General features: G+C 68.3%; 17 protein-coding genes and 1 riboswitch. Of the genes, 14 read left to right on the top strand and 3 right to left on the bottom strand.

The genetic code is table 11. From position 1 onward, the window contains the following. Positions 1-46 precede the first annotated feature (46 nt). From EP380_RS06600 to EP380_RS06585, 4 genes are all read left to right on the top strand, one after another. Complete coding sequence (locus tag EP380_RS06600) at positions 47-859, top strand: DUF1353 domain-containing protein (RefSeq protein ID WP_106569651.1); 813 nt, start codon at positions 47-49, stop codon at positions 857-859. An 8-nt stretch (positions 860-867) separates the two neighbouring features. Continuing rightward, entirely contained in the window at positions 868-1,368 is a 501-nt protein-coding gene (locus EP380_RS06595; protein WP_275068984.1) for a YaiI/YqxD family protein, read from the top strand. Positions 1,369-1,563: 195 nt separating this feature from the next. Further along, positions 1,564-2,397, top strand: coding sequence for an S-formylglutathione hydrolase (fghA, locus tag EP380_RS06590; protein ID WP_199190410.1), 834 nt, complete (start codon positions 1,564-1,566; stop codon positions 2,395-2,397). Between the two features lie 98 nt (positions 2,398-2,495). Beyond that, a complete protein-coding gene (locus tag EP380_RS06585; RefSeq protein ID WP_106569653.1) occupies positions 2,496-2,879 on the top strand; it encodes a helix-turn-helix domain-containing protein in 384 nt (127 codons plus the stop codon). A 66-nt stretch (positions 2,880-2,945) separates the two neighbouring features. Here the strand turns inward: EP380_RS06585 and EP380_RS06580 are convergent, their stop codons facing one another. Continuing rightward, positions 2,946-4,619, bottom strand: a complete 1,674-nt coding sequence (locus tag EP380_RS06580; protein WP_338036294.1) for an alpha/beta hydrolase — start codon at positions 4,617-4,619, stop codon at positions 2,946-2,948. A 261-nt stretch (positions 4,620-4,880) separates the two neighbouring features. Then, positions 4,881-4,966, top strand: a riboswitch (glycine riboswitch). 151 nt (positions 4,967-5,117) lie between these two features. Between EP380_RS06580 and gcvT the strand changes: the two genes are divergently transcribed. From gcvT to parE, 4 genes are all read left to right on the top strand, one after another. Next, entirely contained in the window at positions 5,118-6,221 is a 1,104-nt protein-coding gene (gene gcvT, locus EP380_RS06575; protein WP_127597497.1) for a glycine cleavage system aminomethyltransferase GcvT, read from the top strand. Between the two features lie 4 nt (positions 6,222-6,225). Continuing rightward, positions 6,226-6,594: a glycine cleavage system protein GcvH gene (gcvH, locus tag EP380_RS06570; protein WP_106569655.1), complete on the top strand. Its 369-nt coding sequence runs from the start codon at positions 6,226-6,228 to the stop codon at positions 6,592-6,594. Between the two features lie 9 nt (positions 6,595-6,603). After that, the gene (gene gcvP / locus EP380_RS06565; RefSeq protein ID WP_127597495.1) at positions 6,604-9,411 is read left to right on the top strand and encodes an aminomethyl-transferring glycine dehydrogenase; all 2,808 of its coding nucleotides are present in this window, start codon (positions 6,604-6,606) and stop codon (positions 9,409-9,411) included. A gap of 240 nt (positions 9,412-9,651) precedes the next feature. Further along, positions 9,652-11,697: a DNA topoisomerase IV subunit B gene (parE, locus tag EP380_RS06560; protein WP_127597493.1), complete on the top strand. Its 2,046-nt coding sequence runs from the start codon at positions 9,652-9,654 to the stop codon at positions 11,695-11,697. Between the two features lie 120 nt (positions 11,698-11,817). Here parE and EP380_RS06555 read toward each other — a convergent pair whose 3' ends face one another. Continuing rightward, on the bottom strand, positions 11,818-12,696 hold the full coding sequence (locus EP380_RS06555; RefSeq protein WP_127597491.1) for a LysR family transcriptional regulator: 879 nt from the start codon (positions 12,694-12,696) through the stop codon (positions 11,818-11,820). Positions 12,697-12,796: 100 nt separating this feature from the next. On the opposite strand from EP380_RS06555, the gene EP380_RS06550 reads away from it, so the two are divergent. Beyond that, a complete protein-coding gene (locus tag EP380_RS06550) occupies positions 12,797-13,666 on the top strand; it encodes a DMT family transporter (protein WP_164749775.1) in 870 nt (289 codons plus the stop codon). A gap of 116 nt (positions 13,667-13,782) precedes the next feature. Continuing rightward, a complete protein-coding gene (locus EP380_RS06545; RefSeq protein WP_127597487.1) occupies positions 13,783-17,064 on the top strand; it encodes a CHAT domain-containing protein in 3,282 nt (1,093 codons plus the stop codon). An 18-nt stretch (positions 17,065-17,082) separates the two neighbouring features. On the opposite strand, the gene EP380_RS06540 is transcribed toward EP380_RS06545, so the two are convergent. Further along, entirely contained in the window at positions 17,083-18,225 is a 1,143-nt protein-coding gene (locus tag EP380_RS06540; RefSeq protein WP_127597485.1) for a DUF2336 domain-containing protein, read from the bottom strand. A 144-nt stretch (positions 18,226-18,369) separates the two neighbouring features. Between EP380_RS06540 and EP380_RS06535 the strand changes: the two genes are divergently transcribed. The 4 genes from EP380_RS06535 (at position 18,370) to EP380_RS06520 (ending at position 21,357) form a co-directional block, all read left to right on the top strand. Next, the gene (locus EP380_RS06535) at positions 18,370-18,825 is read left to right on the top strand and encodes a MaoC family dehydratase (RefSeq protein ID WP_106569662.1); all 456 of its coding nucleotides are present in this window, start codon (positions 18,370-18,372) and stop codon (positions 18,823-18,825) included. Between the two features lies 1 nt (position 18,826). After that, the gene (locus EP380_RS06530) at positions 18,827-19,711 is read left to right on the top strand and encodes an HpcH/HpaI aldolase/citrate lyase family protein (RefSeq protein WP_127597483.1); all 885 of its coding nucleotides are present in this window, start codon (positions 18,827-18,829) and stop codon (positions 19,709-19,711) included. Between the two features lie 149 nt (positions 19,712-19,860). Then, the gene (gene groES, locus EP380_RS06525; protein ID WP_106569664.1) at positions 19,861-20,202 is read left to right on the top strand and encodes a co-chaperone GroES; all 342 of its coding nucleotides are present in this window, start codon (positions 19,861-19,863) and stop codon (positions 20,200-20,202) included. A 27-nt stretch (positions 20,203-20,229) separates the two neighbouring features. Continuing rightward, positions 20,230-21,357, top strand: coding sequence for a hypothetical protein (locus EP380_RS06520; protein ID WP_106569665.1), 1,128 nt, complete (start codon positions 20,230-20,232; stop codon positions 21,355-21,357).

The following is a 21,357-nucleotide window of genomic DNA, read 5'->3' as shown; positions in this document are numbered from 1 at the left end:
CGAAAGCATCCGAAGCGTCGTCGTGTTCTGAGCCGGGGAGGAACGCTTGCAGCATCGCGCGGCACGCAAAGGAAAGCGCAAGGCGGCGCGCTTCGCGGCCATGCTGGCGGTGCTGACTTTTTCGGGCGCGGCGATCGCGGCGGAGGCGGCGTTTCACGGTTCGTTCGCGTTTCGCTGGACACGAGAGCCGGACGACCGCCATCGGGAAATGGTGCTCTTGTCCGATGTCAGCTTCGTGGACCCGGCGGGCCGGGTCTGGCAGGTGCCGGCCGGAACCCGGATCGACGGCGCGTCGATCCCGCCATCGTTGTGGTCCTTTTCCGGCTCGCCCTTCGTCGGCAATTATCGACGCGCGTCGGTGGTTCACGACCATTTCTGCGCGATCAAGACCGCGCCGACCTCCGAGGTGCACGGGATGTTCCGCGACGCCATGGCCGCCGACGGCGTCGGCCAGCCCGAACGCCAACTGAAATACGCGGCAGTCAGCCTTTATAGCTGGCTTGGCGGCCAATGCGGCAAGAAGGAGAATGTCGTTCGCATCTTTTACAGTACAGGCGGCGAAGCCGGGCTCGCCAAGACGGAGGAATTGAACGCGCTCTTGCTTTCGCTGCAGTTCATGAGTTCCGGCCGGCCGGACATTCCCGGCCTTGCGGCGCGTTTCACCGAGGTCGCCCGGATCGAGCACCGTCGCACCTTCGCGGCGATGCTTGCCTATCGCGACACGCCGTCGGAGGACAATCTCGACCGGCTCGCAACCGCCATCCGCGCGGAATCACCAAGTGAAAGCGAGTTGGAAAACCTGATCCTGCTGTCGCGCGCGGTGCTTCCGGACGAAAACAGCATTCTTCTCGAACAATAGGAAATTCAGTGCCCACGAACACGACCCCGGCGATCCTGGTCGACGCCGATGCCTGCCCGGTGAAGGAGGAGGTGATGCGGGTGGCCGAGCGCCACGGGCTCGTCGTCACCTTGGTGGCCAATGGCGGCTTGCGGCCGTCGCGCGATCCGATGGTGCGCCACGTGGTGGTGGCCAAGGGCGCGGACGCGGCCGATGACTGGATCGTGGACCACGCGGCCCAAAACGACATCGCGGTGACCGCCGACATTCCGCTTGCCGCCAGGCTGGTGGCGAAGGGGGTTCACGTTCTGGGTCCGACCGGCAAACCGTTCAGCGAAGCCTCGATCGGCATGGCGCTCGCCATGCGCGACCTGAAGCAGCATCTGCGCGAGACCGGCGAGATCAAAGGGTATAATCGCGGTTTTTCGGCCCGCGACCGCTCCGCCTTCCTGGGTGCGCTCGACAGAAGCGTGCGCCAGGCGCTCAACGCCGCGCGCCAGGAACCCCCTTCCCCGACCGCGCCGGCCTGAGGCGACGGCGCTCGCGCCGAGAACGGGTCGCGGCGGCGGAAAAGCCGCGCCGGCGCGGCCGCGCATCCGACAGGGGTTTGGAATCGCGCCCGGCCATGTTAGGACCAAGCCCTTCCCGCCGCCGCACGCTCGGCGAAGCACGCCCCCTTTCCCACCAGACGACCGGCCGCCTGCGCCGGCAGAGACTTGATGAGCATGAAAACAGTTTCGACGGCAAAATCCCACGGCGGCGTTCAGGGCGTCTACACGCACGCGTCCGAAAGCTGCGCCTGCGACATGACTTTCGCCGTGTTCGTGCCGCCACAGGCGGCCGAGGCGCCCTGTCCGGTGGTTTGGTACCTGTCAGGCCTGACCTGCACGCACCAGAACGTGATGGACAAGGGCGAGTATCGCCGTCTGGCGGCCGAGCTCGGCCTGATCGTGGTGTGTCCCGACACCAGCCCGCGCGGCGAAACCGTGCCCGACGACGCGCAGGACTGGCAGTTCGGCTCCGGGGCCGGATTTTATGTCGACGCCACCCAGGCGCCCTACGACGCGAATTATCGCATGTATTCCTATGTCGCCGAGGAACTGCCGGCGCTGATTGCACAAAATTTTCCCGCCGATATGAGCCGCCAGGCGATTTTCGGCCACTCCATGGGCGGGCACGGCGCGCTAACCGTGGCGCTGAAAAACCCGAAACGCTTCAAGAGCTGCTCGGCCTTCGCGCCGATCGTCAGCCCGTCGACCTCGGACTGGTCGAAAAAGGCCTTCGAGCGCTATCTGGGCGCGGAGGAGGAGGCCTGGCGCGCCTATGACGCCTGCCTGCTGATCGAAGACGGCCAGCGCTTCGGCGAGGTCCTGGTCGACCAGGGCACCGCCGACGGTTTCCTCGAGGAGGGGCTGAAGCCGTGGCTGCTGGAAGAGGCCTGCAAGAAGGCCGGCATCTCGCTCACCCTGCGCATGCAGGAGGGCTACGACCATTCCTATTTCTTCATTTCCACCTTCATGGAGGACCATCTGCGCTGGCACGCGCAGCGTCTTGCCTAGGGTCAATCGCGACCTGCAATGACGCACGGCGTGCTTCCCGCCCCGGCCGGCGCAACTAGGATAAAACCGAAACCGAAGCCCAGGAGGCAGAAGATTTCATGGCCGTTGTCACATCGATCCACCGCCGCGCGCCCGACACCGACACGTTCGGCGGGCGGCTGTCGCGCACCCGCGACTCGCTCGGCCTGAGCACGGGCCAGCTTGCCCGCCGCGTCGGCGTCAAGCAAAAAACGATCGAGCAATGGGAAAGCGACCGGTCGGAACCGGGCGTGGAACGGCTGTCGCTGCTTGCCGGCGTGCTGGACGTCAACATGATCTGGCTGCTGCACGGCGTCGGCGACGCGCCGGAGGACGATATCGGCCCCGACCCCTATGCCGCGATCACGGCCCAGCTCGAGCGCCTCAAGCGCATGCACGAAGATACCGGCCGCATCATCGAGCGCATCCAGCGCGAGCTCGGCCGGCTCGAAGACGAGCGCTGAGGCGCGGGACGCATCGAGGCCGGCAGGATCCGGCCCGCCTTTTCGACGCCCCCGACGCCGGGCCGCTCAGTCGCGCCGCTCGGCCAGTTCCCGCTTAAGCCGCTCGAGGGCCGGCGCGTCCCAGCCCGGCGGCCTTGTCACCGCGACCCAGGGGTCCACGTGGTGCTCGGGCGCGTAAAGATGGCCGTAGCCGATCGGCGCGGTGGTGGCGGCGGCCATATCGAGCGCAAGCTGCAGCAGGGTCACGACCGGATACCATTGCAGCATCGGCGACACGTCGGGCCCGCGCGGCCCCACCATCCATGGCGGCCTGCGGAAAAGCGCCGAAAAGTCGAAGAACGTCACCGGGTCGCTGGCATATTGCAAATAGACGATGCGGATTGGACCCCAGGCGGCTCCGGGGATGTCGAGCGCGTCCTTCTGGCTGGTGAAGCGAATGACCGACCCGTCGCGGAACCGCGGCAGCCAGGCCGGCGAACCGGGCTCGCGCTCGGCCGTCGCCGCGCGCCAGGTGCGGCTTTGAAAGGGCGGGCCGCTCCACAAGATGCCCTGGAACGGATCGCCGACAATGTCGAACATGTCGAAGGACAGATCCGAGTTCAGCGCGCCGAGGCTGAGGCCGTAAAGATAAAGCGCGGGACGCGCATCGCGCGGCATTTGCCGCCAATGGTCGTAGACCTTGCGAAACAGCGCCCGCGCCGCCTCCTTGCCGTAGCCCGGCTCGACCAGCAGCGACAGCCAGCTCGTCAGGTAGGAATATTGCAAGGCCACGGACGCGACGTCGCCGCGATGCAGGATTTCGAGCGTGTCCATGGCGGCCGGATCGATCCAGCCCGTGCCGGTCGGGGTGACGACCACCAGCGCCGAGCGCTCGAAAGCCCCCACGCGCCTGAGTTCGGCGAGCGCAAGGGCGGCGCGCTCTTCGATCGTGGCGGCCGAGTTCAACCCGACATAGACCCTGAGCGGGTCGATCGCCGCGCCGCCGGCCAATGCGGCGATGTCGGCGCGGGACGGCGCGGTGTCGACGAAACCACGTCCGGCGCGACCGAGATCGGACCAGCGCACCAGCGACGCCGCGCTGCCGGTGCGCCAAGCCTCGGGAGGTTTTTCGACGCCGCTTTCGAACGTGCGGTCGAGCTCGCGAAACGACGCGTCGACGGCGCGCAACCCGTAACGCAGCACCAGCCCCTCGGTGGCCGCCCAAAACAGGACCAGCGCGGCGACGGCCCCCGCCACATTGGCAACGCGCCGCGGCACGACGGGCTTCAACCGGCCGGCAACGGCCAGGAGCGCCAGCCGGAACAGCTTGCCGAGCAGGATGGTCACGGCCGCCGTGGCGAAGGCGATCATGCCGATGCGCAACGGCTGGGCGGTATCGAGCGGCTCCAACTCCATCAGCAGCCGGATCGAATTCTGCCAGCCGGCAGCGCGCCACAAAAACACCGCCACCACCGCGAGACAGACGAGCGCGGCAGCGCGCAGCACATAGCGGGCCGGACGTCCCTCGAGCGTGCGGATCCCCAGATAGGACCACAACCAGGCGCAAAACACGCCGATGCCGTAGCCGGCGGCGAACGACACGCCCGACAGCGCGCCTTGCATGAACGCCGTGCGCGGCAACAGGGTCGGCGTCAACGACGCGGCGAAAAACAGCGTTCCCAGGAGGACGCCAACGACCGACATGGTTTCGCGGGCACCCAAAACGACACCCCGCACGATGTCGACAAAGCGGTGTATCAACGTCTGTCCATTCCCCGTCACGTTCAGCCCGCCGGGCCGGATTTCCAAGCTGAAGACGCCACACCGATACCAAGCTTTGGGTGCCGTGTCGTCCCCGCCGTCTTAGCGTCGGCGCGGTCGAGACGGCCGGCCTTTGCCGGTGGCGGCATGGCGAGATGACGACGGCGCCCGCCTCCCCTGCTTTCCTGTTCAAGCCGTTTTTGGCCTCGTGACAAGGCGTAGGCACTAGGATATGGTCCGCCTCGTCTCGGGCCGAAAGCCCGGCCTGCTTGCGGGAGAGAGCCGTTTACGGCCGCCGAAGGGGAAATCGCCCGAAATCTCTCAGGCAAAAGAACCGCAGCAGGTCAAGACGCTCTGGAAAGTCGGGGGGTGATCCCCGCGCCGAAGGTGTAAGCGCCGCCGACAGGGTTCCGGCAGTGCGAGTCTCTCAGGCTTCCGACAGAGGGGCGCGATTCGTCCGTCACAAGACGGACGGCAACGCGTTTCTTTGGAGAAGCAATGACGACGACCGAAACGGCACAAAAGCTCCCCCTGCACGACATCCATGAACAGGCCGGCGCCCGGTTCGGCCCGTTCGCCGGCTGGTCGATGCCGATCACCTATCCGCTCGGGGTGATGAAGGAGCATCTTCACGTCCGCGAGAAGGCCGGACTGTTCGACATTACGCATATGAAACTGTTCGTCGTGTCGGGACCGCAGGCGGCCGAGCTGATCGCGCGCGCCTGTCCGTTCGAGCCGGGCGGGCTGGCGCTCTCCCAGGCGCGGCTGAGCTTTTTCCTGAACGACAAGGCCGGCATTCGCGACGATTTGATCGTCACCCGGCTCGGCGACACGCGCTTCACGATCGTGGCGAACGCCGGCAACGCGGCCGCCGACGAGGCGCATCTGCGCGCGCTGGCGGCGGATTTCGATGCCGAAATCGAGCCTCTGGAGCGGATCTTCCTGGCGCTGCAGGGACCGCAGGCCGAGGCCGCGCTCAACCGCGCCGGCGTCGCCACGGACGGGCTCTATTTCATGCAAGGGCGCGAGCCCAAGCCGGACTGGTTCCTGTCGCGTTCGGGTTATACCGGCGAGGACGGATTCGAGATCGCGCTGCCGGAAGCGGACGCGCGCGCGCTGGTCGCGCGGCTTGCCGCCGACGACGACGTGGAGTGGATCGGGCTTGCCGCGCGCGACAGCCTGCGGCTGGAGGCGGGGCTGTGCCTGCACGGCCAGGACATTTCCAACGAAACGACCCCGGTCGAGGCGGCGCTGTTGTGGGCGATCCCCAAACCGGTGCGCGAGACCGGCGATTTCGTCGGGGCGCAGGCGCTGCGCGCGGCGATCGCGGCGGGGCCAACGCAAAAGCGCGTCGGGCTGAAGCCGGAAGGCCGCCAGCCGGTGCGCGCCGGCGCGACGCTCCTGGCCGAGGACGGCAGCGTCGCCGGACGCGTCACCTCGGGCGGATTCGGACCTTCCGCCGGCCATCCCGTCGCCATGGGCTACGTCACGGCCGACCTCGCCCGGGTCGGAACCCAGCTCACCGTGGAAGTGCGCGGCACGCGCATACCCGTTGCCGTGCACGCCCTTCCCTTCACGCCACATCGCTATCTCAAAGGATAATCAAATGACCAAAACCTATTTCACCGACGATCACGAATGGATCCGGGTCGAGGGCGACATCGCCACGGTCGGCATTACCGACTACGCCCAGGAGCAGTTGGGCGACCTGGTATTCGTCGATCTGCCGGACGTCGGCGCGACGCTGGCCAAGGGCGACACCGCCGTGGTGGTCGAATCGGTCAAGGCGGCATCGGACGTCTACGCGCCCGCCGACGGCGAGGTGACCGGCGTCAACGACACGCTTTCGACCGAACCCGGCCTGATCAACACCGCCGCCAGCGGCGACGGCTGGCTGTGGAAGATGAAACTCGCCGATGCCGGCCAGCTCGACGGCCTGATGGACGAAACCGCCTATAACGCGATGATCGGATAAGGATTCTCCATGCCTTCCACCGCCACCAACGCCGCCTTCGCACGGCGCCATATCGGCCTCGGTGCCGCCGACGAGCGCACCATGCTGAAGACGCTCGGGCTGACCTCGCGCGAGACACTGATTGCCCAGGCGATCCCGAAATCGATCCGGCTCGAGCGCGAACTCGATCTGCCGCCGGCAGCCGACGAGGCCGCCGCGCTGGCCGAGCTGAAGGCGAAGATGGACAAGAACGTCGTCGCCAAGTCCTTCATCGGCCAAGGCTATCACGGCACTGTGGTGCCGGCGGTTATCCAGCGCAACCTGTTCGAGAACCCGGCCTGGTACACCGCCTACACGCCCTACCAATCCGAGATCAGCCAGGGGCGGCTGGAAATGCTGTTCCATTTCCAGACGCTGGTGACGGAACTGACCGGGCTGCCGGTGGCCTCGGCCTCGCTGCTCGACGAGGCAACGGCGGTCGCCGAGGCGGCCGGCATCGCGCTCAGGCATCATCGCGACAAGCGCCATCGCGTAGTCCTGGCCGGCACGCCGCATCCCCAGGTGCGCGACGTGCTCGAAACGCGCATGGCGCCGCTCGGCGTCGAGGTGACGGACGGCGCGGCCGACGACCAGACCGCGGCGCTGATCGTGCCGTGGCCCGACACGTTCGGCGTCTATCGCGACCACAGCGGGGCGATCGCCGCCGCGAAGGCGGTCGGGGCGCTGGTGATCGCGGTCGCCGACCCGCTGGCGCTGGCGCTGACCCAGGCGCCCGCGGAACTGGGCGCCGACATCGCCGCCGGCTCCATGCAGCGCTTCGGCGTGCCGATGGGCTATGGCGGGCCGCACGCGGCCTATCTCGCCGTCTCCGACGCGCTGACCCGGCTGATGCCGGGCCGGCTGGTCGGCCAGTCCAGCGACCGGCACGGCAGGCCGGGCTACCGGCTCGCCCTGCAGACGCGCGAGCAGCATATCCGCCGCGACAAGGCGACCTCCAATATCTGCACCGCGCAGGCGCTGCTGGCCAATATGGCGGCGGCCTATGCGATCTGGCACGGGCCGGACGGCCTGCGCGCCATCGCCGGCCAGGTGCACGGCCTGGCGACGCGGTTTGCCGCCGGCGTCGAAAAGGCCGGATACGAGATCGCCGGGCCGGTATTCTTCGATACGGTGACGGTCAGCGCGCCGGGCAAGGCACGGGCGATCGTCGACACGGCGCGCGCCGACGGCCGGCTGTTGCGGGCGCTCGACGACGACCATGTCGGCGTCAGCTTCGACGAGACGACGAGCGAAGACGACCTTGGCGTGCTTTGCGCCCTGTTCGGGGCCGAAGCGCCGCGCCAGGCTGCGCCCGCCCTGCCCGGCGAGCGCGCCCAGGACGTGTTCCTGACCCAGCCGGTGTTTCACGAAAACCGGTCCGAAACCGAAATGATGCGCTTTCTGCGCCGCCTCGCCGACAAGGACCTGGCGCTCGACCGGGCGATGATCCCGCTCGGCTCGTGCACGATGAAGCTCAACGCGGCGGCCGAGATGGCGCCGGTCAGCTGGGCGAGCGTCGGCGGACTACACCCGTTCGCGCCGGCAGAACACGCCGCCGGCTATCGGGCGATGGCCGACGACCTGGAGGCGTGGCTGGCCGAGATCACCGGTTTCGACGCGGTGTCGCTGCAGCCCAATGCCGGCAGCCAGGGCGAATATGCCGGCCTTTTGGCCATCCGCCGCTATCACCTGGACAACGGCGACGACCAGCGCGACGTGTGCCTGATCCCGACGTCGGCGCACGGCACCAATCCGGCCAGCGCGGTGATGGCGGGCATGCGGGTGGTGATGGTCAAGTGCACCGAGGCCGGCGATGTCGACGTCGACGATCTGACCGCCAAGGCCGAACAGCACGCCGAGCGGCTGGCGGCGGTGATGATCACCTATCCCTCCACGCACGGCGTGTTCGAGGAGGGCATTCGCGGCATCTGCGAGACCGTGCACGCGCATGGCGGCCAGGTCTATCTCGACGGCGCCAATCTCAACGCCATGGTCGGGCTCGCCCGGCTCGGCGACATTGGCGGCGACGTGTGCCACATGAACCTGCACAAGACCTTCTGCATTCCGCATGGCGGCGGCGGGCCGGGCGTGGGGCCGATCGGCGTCAAGGCGCATCTCAAGGCGTTCCTGCCGGGCCATGTCGCGCTCGGCAGCGACCACGCGGTGGCCGCCGCGCCGCTGGGCAGCGCGTCGATCCTGCCGATCACGTGGATGTATATCCGCATGATGGGCGCGCCGGGGCTCCGGCACGCGACCGAGGCCGCCATCCTGGCCGCCAACTATATCGCAGAACGGCTGAAGGCGCATTATCCGGTGCTTTACGCCGGCCGCAACGGACGGGTCGCGCACGAGTGCATCCTCGACACGCGGGTGCTCAAGGACACGGCCGGCGTGACGGTCGAGGACGTCGCCAAGCGGCTGATCGACTACGGTTTCCACGCGCCGACCATGTCCTGGCCGGTGGCCGGGACGCTGATGGTGGAGCCGACCGAGTCCGAACCGCTGTCGGAGGTCGACCGCTTCTGCGAGGCGATGATCGGCATTGCCCGGGAAGCGGACAAGGTCGCCACGGGGCAATGGCCGAAGGACGACAATCCGCTGGTCAACGCCCCGCACACAGCGGCCGAGGCAATGGGCGACGACTGGGCGCACCCCTATTCGCGGCGCGAGGCGGCGTTCCCGGCCGGCGAGCGCGACGGCGGTTTAAAATACTGGTCGCCGGTGTCGCGGGTCGACAATGTCGGCGGCGACCGCAATCTGGTCTGCGCCTGCCCGCCCGTCGAGGCGCTGGCAAGCTGACGCCCACCCGCCAAAACAGATCCCGCGCGCCAGGCGCGCGGGATCGGCCGGCGAGCGGACTCCGTTTTTTCGCGTCCCGCCTTCAAATCGCCGCGCCGCGCGCACCCGGTTCACGCTTCATCGGCTTGAGCGCCGCATCACGATCGGATATGCGGCGGAGCGCGCCTGCCCCGCATTATCACCGCGACCGCGTTCCGTGGCACACTCGGCAGTGATTCGCAGACTGGACCCAGATCGCCCATGGACGACAATAACGACCTTTTCGCCGCGCTCGACACGCCCGCATCGCCGCCCGCCGAGCGCGCGCCCTCGGCGCCGGCGCGCGCGGCCAAGCCGGCACCGGCGGCCAAAGACGGCAGCGAGGCCTACAGCGCCGCCGACATCGAGGTGCTGGAAGGGCTGGAGCCGGTACGCCGGCGGCCGGGCATGTATATTGGCGGCACCGACGAAAAGGCGCTGCATCACCTGTTCGCCGAGGTGATCGACAACTCCATGGACGAGGCGGTCGCCGGCCACGCGACCTTCATCGAGGTCGAGCTCGACGCGGACGGGTTTTTGACCATCACCGACAACGGACGCGGCATCCCCGTCGATCCGCACCCGAAATTCAAGTCGAAATCGGCATTGGAAGTGATCATGACGACGCTGCATGCCGGCGGCAAATTCGATTCCAAGGTCTACGAGACTTCGGGCGGCCTGCACGGCGTCGGCATCTCGGTGGTCAACGCGCTGTCGGATTCGCTCGAGGTGGAGGTGGCGCGCGGGCGCCAGCTCTACCGGCAGCGCTTCTCGCGCGGGCTGGCGCTGGGATCGCTGGAAAAGCTCGGCGAGGTTCACAACCGGCGCGGCACGCGCGTACGGTTCCACCCCGACGCCGAGATTTTCGGCAAGAGCGTGCATTTCGAGCCGGCACGGTTGTGCCGGATGGCGCGCTCGAAGGCCTATCTGTTCGGCGGCGTGGAAATCCGCTGGTCGTGCGCGCCCGAATTGATCACCGGCAAGGACGAGACGCCAGAAAAGGCGGTGTTCCACTTTCCCGGCGGCTTGCGCGACTATCTGACCGCCTCGCTGGGCGACGAATTCCAGGTCACGCGCGAAGTCTTCGCCGGCAAGAGCGAACGCCAGGGCGGCCACGGCTCGGTCGAATGGGCGGTGACCTGGTATGGCGGCGACGGTTTCGTCAATTCCTACTGCAACACCATCCCCACGGCCGAGGGCGGCACGCACGAGGCCGGTTTTCGCGGCGCGCTGATGCGCGGCCTGCGCGCCCACGCCGAACTGGTGGGCAACAAGCGCGCCTCGATCGTCACCGCCGAGGACGTGATGGTGTCGGCGGCCGGCATGTTGTCGGTGTTCATCCGCGAGCCGGAATTCGTCGGCCAGACCAAGGACCGGCTGGCGACGCTGGAGGCGCAGAAGATCGTCGACGCGGCGGTGCGCGACGCCTTCGACCACTGGCTCGCCGACAACCCCCAGGAAGCCACGAAACTGCTCGACTGGGTGATCGCGCGCGCCGACGAACGCGTGCGCCGGCGCCAGGAAAAAGAAGTCAGCCGCAAATCGGCGGTGCGCAAGCTGCGCCTGCCGGGCAAGCTTGCCGACTGCACCCAGAACGCGGCGGCGGGCGCGGAAATCTTCATCGTGGAGGGCGATTCGGCCGGCGGCTCGGCCAAGCAGGCCCGCGACCGCAAATTGCAGGCGGTGCTGCCGCTGCGCGGCAAGATCCTCAACGTGGCCAGCGCCGGCCACGAGAAGCTGAGCGCCAACCAGCAGATATCGGACCTGATCCAGGCGCTCGGCTGCGGCACCCGCTCGAAATATCGCGAGGAGGATCTGCGCTACGACCGGGTCATCATCATGACCGACGCCGATGTCGACGGCGCGCATATCGCCTCGCTTTTGATCACCTTCTTCTACCAGGAGATGCCGGAGCTGATCCGCGGCGGCCATCTCTACATGGCCGTGCCGCCGCTCTACCGCATCAGCCAAGGCGGCAAGGTCGCCTATGCGCGCGACGACGCGCACAAGGACGAATTGCTGGCCAACGAGTTCACCGGGCGCGGCAAGGTGGAGATCAGCCGCTTCAAGGGCCTTGGCGAGATGATGGCGGCGCAGCTCAAGGAAACCACCATGCAGCCCGGCAAGCGCACGCTGTTGCGCGTGGAGGTGCTGGACGACGCCACGGCGACCACCGACACGATCAAGGCGCTGATGGGCACCAAGCCGGAAAGCCGCTTCCGCTTCATCCAGGACCGGGCGGAATTCGCGCACGACCTCGACATCTGAGACCAGGCCGCCGCCGCGCCGCGCGATGCTGCCGTCTTGAATCAAGGTCGCATGCGATCCCCTTGTTTCGACAGATAAAACAGGCATCGGGGCATACGCCGCGCCGGCCCCGGGGCTTCGTCACGCCGCGCGGCGGGCTTCCTCGCGCAGCCAGTCGGCAAGCCGGCGCGCCAGCCGCGACGCTCGCCCGGCGCTGAGTAGGCGCAATTCACCGGTCGCCACCGCCAGCGCGTCGGGCAGATGGACGAGCGAGCCGGCCGCGATCTCCTTGGCGGTCATGAACGGTGTCGCCAGCACCATGCCGAGCCCGGCAGTTGCGGCGTGGATGGCGGCATCGTCGGTGTCGAAGACATGGCTGAATTTGAGGGCGTCGAAGCCGAGGCCGGCCTGTTCGGCCCACAGCCGCCAGTCCCAGTCCCCGGCGGTGGCCGACAGGGCCGGCACACGGCCGATATCCCCGCGCCGGACGTAGCGGCTGCGCTCCAGCAAGGCCGGCGCCAGCATCGGCCGGCAGACATCCTTGAACAGAAGCGCGCCGGGGCCGTCCTCGCCACGGCGCAGATAGCTGATGGCGATATCCGCCCGGCCGCCGAGTTCGACCCGGGCGTAATGGGTCGTCTCCAACCGGATACGGGCCTCGGCCGCGCCCGCCTTGAACCGTTCGAGCGCCGGTATCAGCCAGCGCACGGCAAGCGATACCGAGGCGCGGATGACGACCGCGTCACGGTCGCGGTAGAGTGCGCCCGCGGCCCGCTCGATCATCGCCAGCGCCGGCGTGACGTCGCGCTGGAACTGGCGGCCGGCATCGGTGAGCGCGATCGAATTGTTGCGCCGACGGAAAAGGCTTACGCCGATCCGCTCCTCCAATGCGCGAATCTGATGGCTGACGGCCCCGGGCGTCACCCCCAGTTCCTCGGCTGCCGCCAGCATGCCGCCTAGCCGCGCGGCGCATTCGAACACGCGCACGGCGTTGAGAGAGAGTTTCGGCGTTTCCTGCATCAAAAAATCTCTTTCAGAGAAAAATCTTCTCGTTTTATCCGAAGCATGAAGGGTGAAAGAAAATAAGGCAAATCCATCCTCAGCCCGCCGGAGAAGCCGCGTGTGCACCAGAAATTTCGAGGCCGTCCTGTGGACGGCGGCCGGCACCGCCCTGTTCACCCTGGTATTCGCGTCGGGCAAGTTTGCCGGCGACAGCGCCAGCGCACCGCAAATCCTGTGGTTGCGTTATGTCGGCGGGCTGGCGACGCTCGGCGCGGTGGTGGCGGCCACCCGACAGCCGCCGCAACGCCTAGTCAGCCGGCGACCGCGATCGCATCTGCTGCGCGCCACGCTCGGCGCCAGCGGCGGCATGGCCGCGATCCAGGCGGCGGCCGGCATGCCGATCGTCGACGCAACGGCGATCGGGCTTTTACAGGTGGTTTTCGCCATCGGCCTGGGCGTGTGGCTGCTGGGGGAGCGGATCGGGTCGCGGCAATGGAGCGGCATCGTGCTGTGCACGGCCGGAGCGGCGACCATCGTCGCCTCCAAGGGTGCGTTTCGAGACCTCGATGCCGCCTATGTGCTGCCGGCCGCGATCGCGGCCGCCGGCGCCCTGCTGGTGGCCGGCGAAACGATCATGATCAAAACCTTGAGCGTGCGCGAGCCGGCCCTGACCGTGCTTTTATACGTCAACGCGTTCGGCATCGCGATCCTGGCCGCCCCGGCCTGGCTGGCCTGGCGACCGCTCGGCCTTACCGGGTTGTGGCCGTTTGTGATGCTCGGTCCGATCGCGATCACGGCCCAGTTCTGCATCATCCGCGGCTACCGGCTGGCCGATGTCGCGCTGCTCGGGCCGGTCGACTATAGCTGGCTGGTGTTTGCCGGCATTTTGGGACTTGTCTTTTTCGGCGAGGTGCCGGACCCGGCCTCCTATGCCGGCGCGGCGCTGATCTTGGCCGGCGGCCTTGTTTTGGCGCGCGTGAGACGTTGACCCGCCCCTCGGGCGCCGCAATGTTCGTCCAGGAAGGCCAGCGGGCACGGTCCGGGCCCTACTTATGGTCTTTCGCGAGGCTTTGCGAATGGCGATCCCTTGCTAGAGTGCAGGCAATGCGCATTCGATCCCTGATTCCAGCCGCCCTGTTCGTCGTCGTTCTGCTTTCGGCCCTGCCGGCCGCCGCGCAGGTGCTGGCGCCGGCGACGATCGAAACCGTCGAAGCGGCGAGCCGCCTGACCAAGGGCGATGCGGCCGACTTGGCGGCGGCGCGGCGGATGCTGGAGGACGGGCTGGACGCGCTTGCGCCGTTCGCCCATGCCGACCGCTACGTGCTGGCGGCCGCGGCCGCCTCGGTGGCGCGGCTTGCCGGGGATTTCGAGCGCTCGCAGGTGCTGTTTGCGACCGCGGCCGAGGCGATCGACCAGGTGCCAGGCGAGGACGACCGCCATGCCGCCACGCTCGAGGCGCGCGCCTCCGACCTCGTGCGGCTGGAGCGCCTGGACGAGGCCGACGCCCAATACGAACGCGCCTTCGCGCTCCGCGAGGAAAGCGGGACCACGCGCACCGGCACGGCCGTCGACGCAGCCTCTTCGCGCCTGTTGCTGGCGCTCGCCCTGCTCACCGAAGAGCGGATCGTCGCCGGCCTGCAGCGGCTTTCCGCCTCGCTGCAAAACAATCCGGAAATCGACAAGCGGCGCGAACTCTCGGCCAATATCGCGCTGGCCCGAGCCTATCGCCACCTCGGGCTCTATGACGGCATGCTGGCCTTCACCGAAATCGCCAACCACCTGTTGATGCAGGCGCTGAGCGAGCGAAAGCTGACGACCACGGCCGGCACGACGCCGGCGGGGCTGAGCTGCGCGCAGGAAGAATTCTTGCGCCGCGACCTGGCCGGCCTGCTGATCGCGGCGGCGGAATTCGACGCGGCCGAAAACGCGCTGGCGGGACCGCTATTCGTCGAAGACTGCGCCGAGACCGTCGCCTCCGAACAGGGACGCTATCTCAACAGCATGCTGGCGCGGCTGGCGCTTGCCGCCGGCGCACCGGTGATCGCGCAGGCCAGGCTGGTCGACTTCGCCCGCGACGGCGCCGAGGCCGGTTCGGACAGGCTCGACACGGCGATCGCCGCGGCGCGACTCGCCGCCGCCAATACCCAGCTCGGCTTTCTCGGCCGCGCCGCGCCCTATTATGCCAGCGAGGCGGCCCGGACCGGGTTCCGCGATCTCGACAACCAGGTCGAGCATCTGATCGCCTGGGCGCTGCACGATTTCCTGTCCGGGCACGACGACAACAGCCTGGCGCGCCTCGACGAGGCCGCCGAACTGGCGCGCACCCAGCGGCCGCGCGACTGGTTCCTGCGCGCCCGGATCGATTTCCGACGCATCTACCTGCTGATCGACGCCGGCCGGCTCGCCGAGGCGGAGGCGACGCGGCAGGCCTTCGAGGCCTCTTACGACCGCCACGCGGTCGAGATCGCCGGTGCGCAAAAACTCGCCGTCGGCACGCCGCGCGCGGAAAGCGTCCTGGCCTCGTTGCGGGCGCTTGGCGACCTTCTGGCGGCCACGGCAGCCTCGGACAAGGCCGATGTCGCCCGCCTGCTGGAGGCCTCGCAGAAGGCGGGTCCGCCGTCCCTGCCCGGCCTCGAATATTTCGCCCAGCGCGCCTATCTCGACGCCTGCGTTCTGGCGCAAGGAACGCAAGCCTGCCGGTTCGAGATGGCGCTGAATTTCGCCCTGCCCTACAACGTGCCCTATCGCATTCCGACTCTGCTGGCCTCGCAGCATTTGCCGACCCTGTCCGGCGACCTGTTCCGCTACGGTCCGTTGCGCGACCGGCTCTACGGCCCGCTGAGCGCCCGCCTTTGGCAGGCCGCGCGCGCCGCCGGCGCCGAGGCGCGCAGGCAGGTGCCGGGCGACGCCGACACCGCCGCGCTGGCCGCGGCCATGCAGGGCGCGGCAACGGCGTTCGAATTCGCCCAGCAGATGGTCGAGGGCGCGGCCGAGAAGACCGCAACCCAGGTCGCCCAGCGGCTTTCGGCCGGCGATACGCGGCTCGGCGCGTTGTTGCGCCGGCGCGACCTGTTGTCGGAGCGGATCCTGCGCGCCCGCCTCAGCCTCCTGAAAGGCGGCCGCGACGGCGACATAGACGCCGATCTGACCGAACTCGACGCCGTGCATGCCCAAATCGGCCGCGATTTTCCCGATTTCAAGGCGCGTTACCGCTCCGATCCGGTGAGCTGGCACGACATGCGCGATCTGCTGTCGACCCGCGAGACGGCCGTTCTGATTCACAGCTCGGCAGACGCGACCGATATTTTCGTCGTCGACAGAGAGCGGCTCCACTGGCGGCGGGTCGATCTCGGCGCCGCCGCGCTGTCGAAAAAGGTGCGTGCGCTGCGCGCCGGGCTCGACCCGACCGGCGGGGCCAGAAGCGCGCAGCCGCTGGCGCTCAAGACGGACACGACCGGGTTCGACCGGGCCGCCGCCCACGCGCTCTACCTGACGCTGTTTTCGGACCTCGAACCCGTGCTTGCCGACAAGGAATTGCTGGTGGTCGTCAACGGGCCGCTGGCGGCCCTGCCGCTTTCGGTGCTGGTGACCGCGCCGCCCGAACAAGACGACGGCCGCACGCCATGGCTGATCCGGCGCAACGCGATCTCCGTGCTGCCTTCGCTGGCCATGCTGCGGCTGCGCACACTCGCGCAAACCGAGCGCCGCGCCGCCGGTTTCGTCGGTTTCGGCGACCCGGTCTTTTCGCCGGGCGGGAGCGCGCGCACGCCCGCCCTGTTGGCCAACCTCGCCCCGCTGCCGGGCACCCGGCGCGAGGTCGAGGCGATCGGCGCGATCTTCGAGCCCGCCGAACGGGCAATCTATCTCGGCGGGGCGGCGAGCGAAACGGCGGTGCGGCGCGCCGCGCTGACCGGCCAGCAGGTGATCGCCTTCGCCACGCACGGGCTCGTCGCCGGCGAACTCGGCCGCGACAGCGAGCCGGGCCTGGCGTTTTCCGCGCCGGCCCCGACCGCAGCCGGCGACGACGGGTTTCTGTCGGCCTCGGAAGCGGCGACGCTGACCCTCGACGCCGACTGGCTGCTGTTGTCGGCCTGCAACACGGCCGCGTCCGACGGCAATCCCGATTCGCAAGGTTATTCCGGCCTGGCGCGCGCCTTCCTGTTCGCCGGCGCACGGGCGATCCTGGTCTCGCACTGGCCGGTGCGCGACGACGCCGCGCCGCTGATTACGGTGGAGGCGATCAACTGGCGACGGGAAAACCCACAGGCCAGCCCGGCCCGGGCGCTGCAGCACGCCTTGCTGGCGATGATCGACGATCCGGCAAGACCGGACCATGCCGATCCGGCGGTGTGGGCGCCGTTCGTGGTGTTTTCAGGCGGGCGGTAGCGGCTGGCAGGGCCCGGCTCACGCCGCGGCGATCGCCAGAGCGTGGCCACGCGCGTTTTCGCGCAGCGCCTCGAGGTGGATCGACTTAACCAGGTTGGCAAGCCCGCCGCAATCGACCGGGTCGACCGCCTCGCCACGCGCGTCCTGCAGACAGCGCAGCATCATGTAGGAGACCTCCTGCGCGCCGGCGACGCGCTTGCCCCTGGCGACCTCGCGCCAGACGGCGAGCGCGCGCAGCACCGCCGCATGGGTTCCGGCCGGCAGCCTGGCGGCGCGGAACAAGGCCGCAAGGGCCGTATCGCGCCCGCCCGACAAAAGCGCCCGCACCCGGCTTTCGGGCTGGCCCGACAACGCCACCAGCGCGGCGCCGAAAAAGTCGATCTTGCCGTGTGCGATCACGCGGACGAGAAAACCGGTCGTCAGGTCGCCGCGCATGCGCAGATGCTCCACCAGCGCGGCGAATTCGGCCGGGCGCGTGCCGTCGATCAGCGTCAGCGAGGCGCGCGTGCAGGCCTCGCGCATCAGCCGCTCGGCGCGCGCCTTGCCCATCAAGGCCGTGACGAGCGGCGATCTGGTCAGCACCTCGCCGAGCGAGATCACGAGCGCATGGCGGGTCTCGGAGGGGAGCGCGGGATGGGCGATCAGCGCCTCGCGCACCGGCGCCAGCCCGCCCAGCCGCTCGGCGATGCGGCGAAAGCTCACCGAGGCGATTTCGGCGCCCGGATTGCGCAACAGCGCCACGCAGGCGTCCGGCTCGCCGACCTCGGCAACCGCCGCCGCCAGCGCCATCGACACGCGCGCGCGGGCCGCGATCAGGCCCTGCGCGGCCGCGCCGGAGGCGGCCACGAGGTCGATCAGATCGTTGTCGCCCAATACAGGGGAAAGCGCCAGCAGCGGCGCGGCGACCTCGGGCTGGTCGGCGGCGAGCGCGGCCACGATCTGCTGAGGCGCGCGCGGGCTGAGTTTGAGCGCCTCGGCCATGGCCTGGCGCACTTTCGGCGACGGATCGTCGAGCAACAGGGTCAACGCCGCTTCAGCCGCGCAGCGGTCCTCGAAATCGAGGTCCGACACGATATAGGCGCGCGCCAGCGCGTTGGCGGCGGCGGCCCGTTCGGCCACCCGCGCCGTCTCGATCCATTTCAAGAAATGCTGAACAATCATGTCGCCCGTCTGGCCCCACCGTTGGGCCGACCGTAGAAGGAATTGGTTTACGAACGGTTCACCATCTTTCTTAACCGGAGGCAGCCGCTTGCAGGCGCAGCGCCGCCGCCCTATCAACGGCGCACAGAAGGCGGGAGGGACGACATGGCCGGGCTTCATCTGGAGGAATTCGAGGTCGGCGCGGTGATAAGACACACGCTGCGCAAGACGGTCACCGAAAGCGACAACATGCTGTTTTCGGTGATGACGCTCAATCCGCAACCGCTGCACATCGATTTCGACTTCGCCGCCAGGAGCGAATGGGGCAAGCCGCTGGTCAACTCGCTGTTCACGCTCGGCCTGATGATCGGCATCTCGGTGCACGACACCACGCTCGGCACCACGATCGGCAATCTGGGCATGAGCGAGACCAGCTTTCCGCACCCGCTGTTTCATGGCGACACGGTGCGCGTGGAAACCGAAATCCTGTCGGTACGCGACTCGAAATCGAAGCCGGACCGCGGCATCGTGGAATTCGAACACCGCGCCTTCAACCAGGACGACGTGCTGGTGGCGCGCTGCGTGCGCCAGGCGATGATGCTCAAGAAAAAGGCTACCTGACATGCGCTCCCTGCTTTTCGTTCCCGGCGATTCGGACAAAAAACTCAAAAAAGGCCTGGGCTCGGGCGCCGACGTGGTGATCGTCGACCTGGAGGATTCGGTTGCGCCGGCCAACAAGAAAGCCGCGCGCGACACGGCGGCCGCGTTCCTGGCCGAGGCGCGCGCGGGCGACGCGCCGCTGATCTATGTGCGCGTCAACGACTTTTCGACCGGCCTGACCGACGACGATCTTGCGGCCGTGGTCGCCGGCCGGCCCGACGGCATCATGCTGCCCAAATCGACCGGCGGCGGCGACGTCGCGCGGCTTTCCACCAAATTGCGCGTGCACGAGGCCGAGGCCGGCCTGCAGGACGGCACGATCCGGATCCTGCCGCTGATCACCGAGACCGGCGCCGGCCTGCTCGCCGCCGGCAGCTACACGCCCGACCTGCCGCGGCTTTGCGGCCTGACCTGGGGCGCGGAAGACCTGTCCGCCGATATCGGCGCGCGCAGCGCGCGCGACGAAAACGGCCGCTTCACCGACGTGTTCCGCCTCGCCCGCTCGATGACCCTGCTTGCCGCCGCGGCCGCCGAAATGCCGGCGATCGACACCGTCTTCGTCGATTTTCGCGCCCTCGACGCGCTCAAGATCGAATGCGAGGAGGCCGAACGCGACGGCTTTACCGGCAAGCTGGCGATCCATCCGGCCCAGGTGCCGGTCATCAACGCCGCCTTTACCCCGTCGGCCGAGGCGGTCGCGGAAGCAGAGGCGATCGTCGCCGCCTTCGCCGGGGCCGGCGATGTCGGCGTGGTCGGCATCGACGGAAAAATGTTCGATCGGCCGCATCTGCGGCGCGCCGAAAGGCTGCTTGCCCGCGCACGGGCGGCCCGGCACGCCGCCGCCTGACGGCCGCGCCCAAACCGCCGCGACGAGCCCCAGCCCGGCCGCAACTGGACCAAGCCCGCCGACGTTCGACGCGAATACTGTCCCGCGGGGCCGATTTACATTGGCTCTTCGGCCGTTATTATCGCCGCAAACAATTTTGGGGGATTTCGATGAAAAAACCCATCTTCCGTCCGCTGCACGACCGCGTCGTCGTGCGCCGCATCGAGGCCGACGACACCAGCATCGGCGGGATCATCATTCCCGACACCGCCAAGGAGCAACCGCAACAGGGCGAAGTGGTCGCCGTCGGCAGCGGCAGCGTGAGCGAAAGCGGCGAGGTGCTGCCGCTCGACGTGCGGACCGGCGACCGGGTGCTGTTCGGCAAATGGTCGGGCACGGAGGTCACGCTGGGCGGCGAGGAATTCCTGATCATGCGCGAAACCGACCTCTTGGCCGTGGTCGGACTGCCCGGCAAGCCGGGCACGGGCTCGGGCGGTCCCGGCGGGGAATAGCCGGCGCCGCGCGTCAAGGAGCAATCAATGCTTTCAAGCCTGCCGAAGCTTGCCGACCGCGCCTTTCTGATCGGCTATCTGGTGCCGGCCGCGCTTTTTCTGGCAGCGTTCGCGAGCCTGTTTTCCGACTGGCCGGACCTCGTGGGGCCGCTCGGGCTCGGCGGTGAAGCCGACGGGCTGGAGGTGCTGGCCAAGGCGGCGATCAGCGTGTGGCTGTTCGCGATCGTCTTGTCGCTGCTCAACACCGTGCTTTACCAGGTCGTGGAAGGGTATCGGCCGCCAATCTCCTGGCTCGGCTTTCTCAAGCGGCGCGCCCTGGCGCGGCACGACGCGGCCAAACGCGAAATCGATACGCTCGCCGCAGCCTGGAAGAAGGCCGGCAAAGCCTATCCGAAGGTGCTGCAGGACCGGCACGACGAAAGCCTTCGGGATTTCGTCGCGCACTACCCGTCCGACCGCGACCTGGTGCTGCCGACACGGTTCGGCAATACGATCCGCGCCTTCGAGGATTATTCGCGCGCGCTTTACGGCGCCGACAGCATTCCGCTGTGGATCCACCTGACCACCGTCATTCCAAAGGACTTCTTGGAAAACGTCAACGATGCGCGCACCCATGTGAACAGCCTGCTGAACATCGTCGTACTGGCGACGGTTTTTTGCGCCCTCGCCCTGGCGCGTTACGTCGTCAGCATGCCGTGGGCCGACTTCATGGCCGCGGATCTGGCGTTCATGCTGGCCGGGTCGCAGGCCGGGTTTCTCCTTTACGCGATCGCGGCCGCCGCTGCGGCCTGGCTGGCCTACGAACTGGCGATCGAGCGCAGCGTCGCCTGGGGCAGCCTGGTCAAGGCCGCCTTCGACTGCTTCCTGCCGGAACTGGCGCAAAAACTCGGCGCAACCACACCGCAAGCGGCGGGTGAGAGCGAGGCGTTCTGGGTCGGCGTCAGCCGGCAGGCGATCTACAACCGTCCGCGTCCGCAACAAGCGCCGCCGGCGACCAAAAAACCGGCCGCCCGCGCCGGCAAGACCAGAACCGTCCAGGCCCGCTCGGCCGCCAGCGGCGACACAAAAAAACAACGCGCGCCGGCGAAAAAAAACGCCCGAACCGGGACCGCAAAGGCCAAGGCCGGCGGCAGGAAAAAAACCGCGGCCGGTTAG

Origin of the sequence: Nitratireductor alexandrii (assembly GCF_004000215.1) — a bacterium.
GTDB lineage: Bacteria > Pseudomonadota > Alphaproteobacteria > Rhizobiales > Rhizobiaceae > Mangrovimarina > Mangrovimarina alexandrii.
Note: the sequence above shows the minus strand (reverse complement) of the source record. Positions and strands in the feature narration are given on the sequence as shown.

What these genes read in the sequence shown, in the direction of transcription:
- fghA (WP_199190410.1), top strand. Translation starts at nt 1,564, where the DNA reads ATGAAAACAGTTTCGACGGCAAAATCCCACGGCGGCGTTCAGGGCGTC.
- EP380_RS06585 (WP_106569653.1), top strand. Translation starts at nt 2,496, where the DNA reads ATGGCCGTTGTCACATCGATCCACCGCCGCGCGCCCGACACCGACACG.
- gcvT (WP_127597497.1), top strand. Translation starts at nt 5,118, where the DNA reads ATGACGACGACCGAAACGGCACAAAAGCTCCCCCTGCACGACATCCAT.
- gcvH (WP_106569655.1), top strand. Translation starts at nt 6,226, where the DNA reads ATGACCAAAACCTATTTCACCGACGATCACGAATGGATCCGGGTCGAG.
- gcvP (WP_127597495.1), top strand. Translation starts at nt 6,604, where the DNA reads ATGCCTTCCACCGCCACCAACGCCGCCTTCGCACGGCGCCATATCGGC.
- parE (WP_127597493.1), top strand. Translation starts at nt 9,652, where the DNA reads ATGGACGACAATAACGACCTTTTCGCCGCGCTCGACACGCCCGCATCG.
- EP380_RS06555 (WP_127597491.1), bottom strand. Translation starts at nt 12,696, where the DNA reads ATGCAGGAAACGCCGAAACTCTCTCTCAACGCCGTGCGCGTGTTCGAA.
- EP380_RS06545 (WP_127597487.1), top strand. Translation starts at nt 13,783, where the DNA reads ATGCGCATTCGATCCCTGATTCCAGCCGCCCTGTTCGTCGTCGTTCTG.
- EP380_RS06540 (WP_127597485.1), bottom strand. Translation starts at nt 18,225, where the DNA reads ATGATTGTTCAGCATTTCTTGAAATGGATCGAGACGGCGCGGGTGGCC.
- EP380_RS06535 (WP_106569662.1), top strand. Translation starts at nt 18,370, where the DNA reads ATGGCCGGGCTTCATCTGGAGGAATTCGAGGTCGGCGCGGTGATAAGA.
- EP380_RS06530 (WP_127597483.1), top strand. Translation starts at nt 18,827, where the DNA reads ATGCGCTCCCTGCTTTTCGTTCCCGGCGATTCGGACAAAAAACTCAAA.
- groES (WP_106569664.1), top strand. Translation starts at nt 19,861, where the DNA reads ATGAAAAAACCCATCTTCCGTCCGCTGCACGACCGCGTCGTCGTGCGC.
- EP380_RS06520 (WP_106569665.1), top strand. Translation starts at nt 20,230, where the DNA reads ATGCTTTCAAGCCTGCCGAAGCTTGCCGACCGCGCCTTTCTGATCGGC.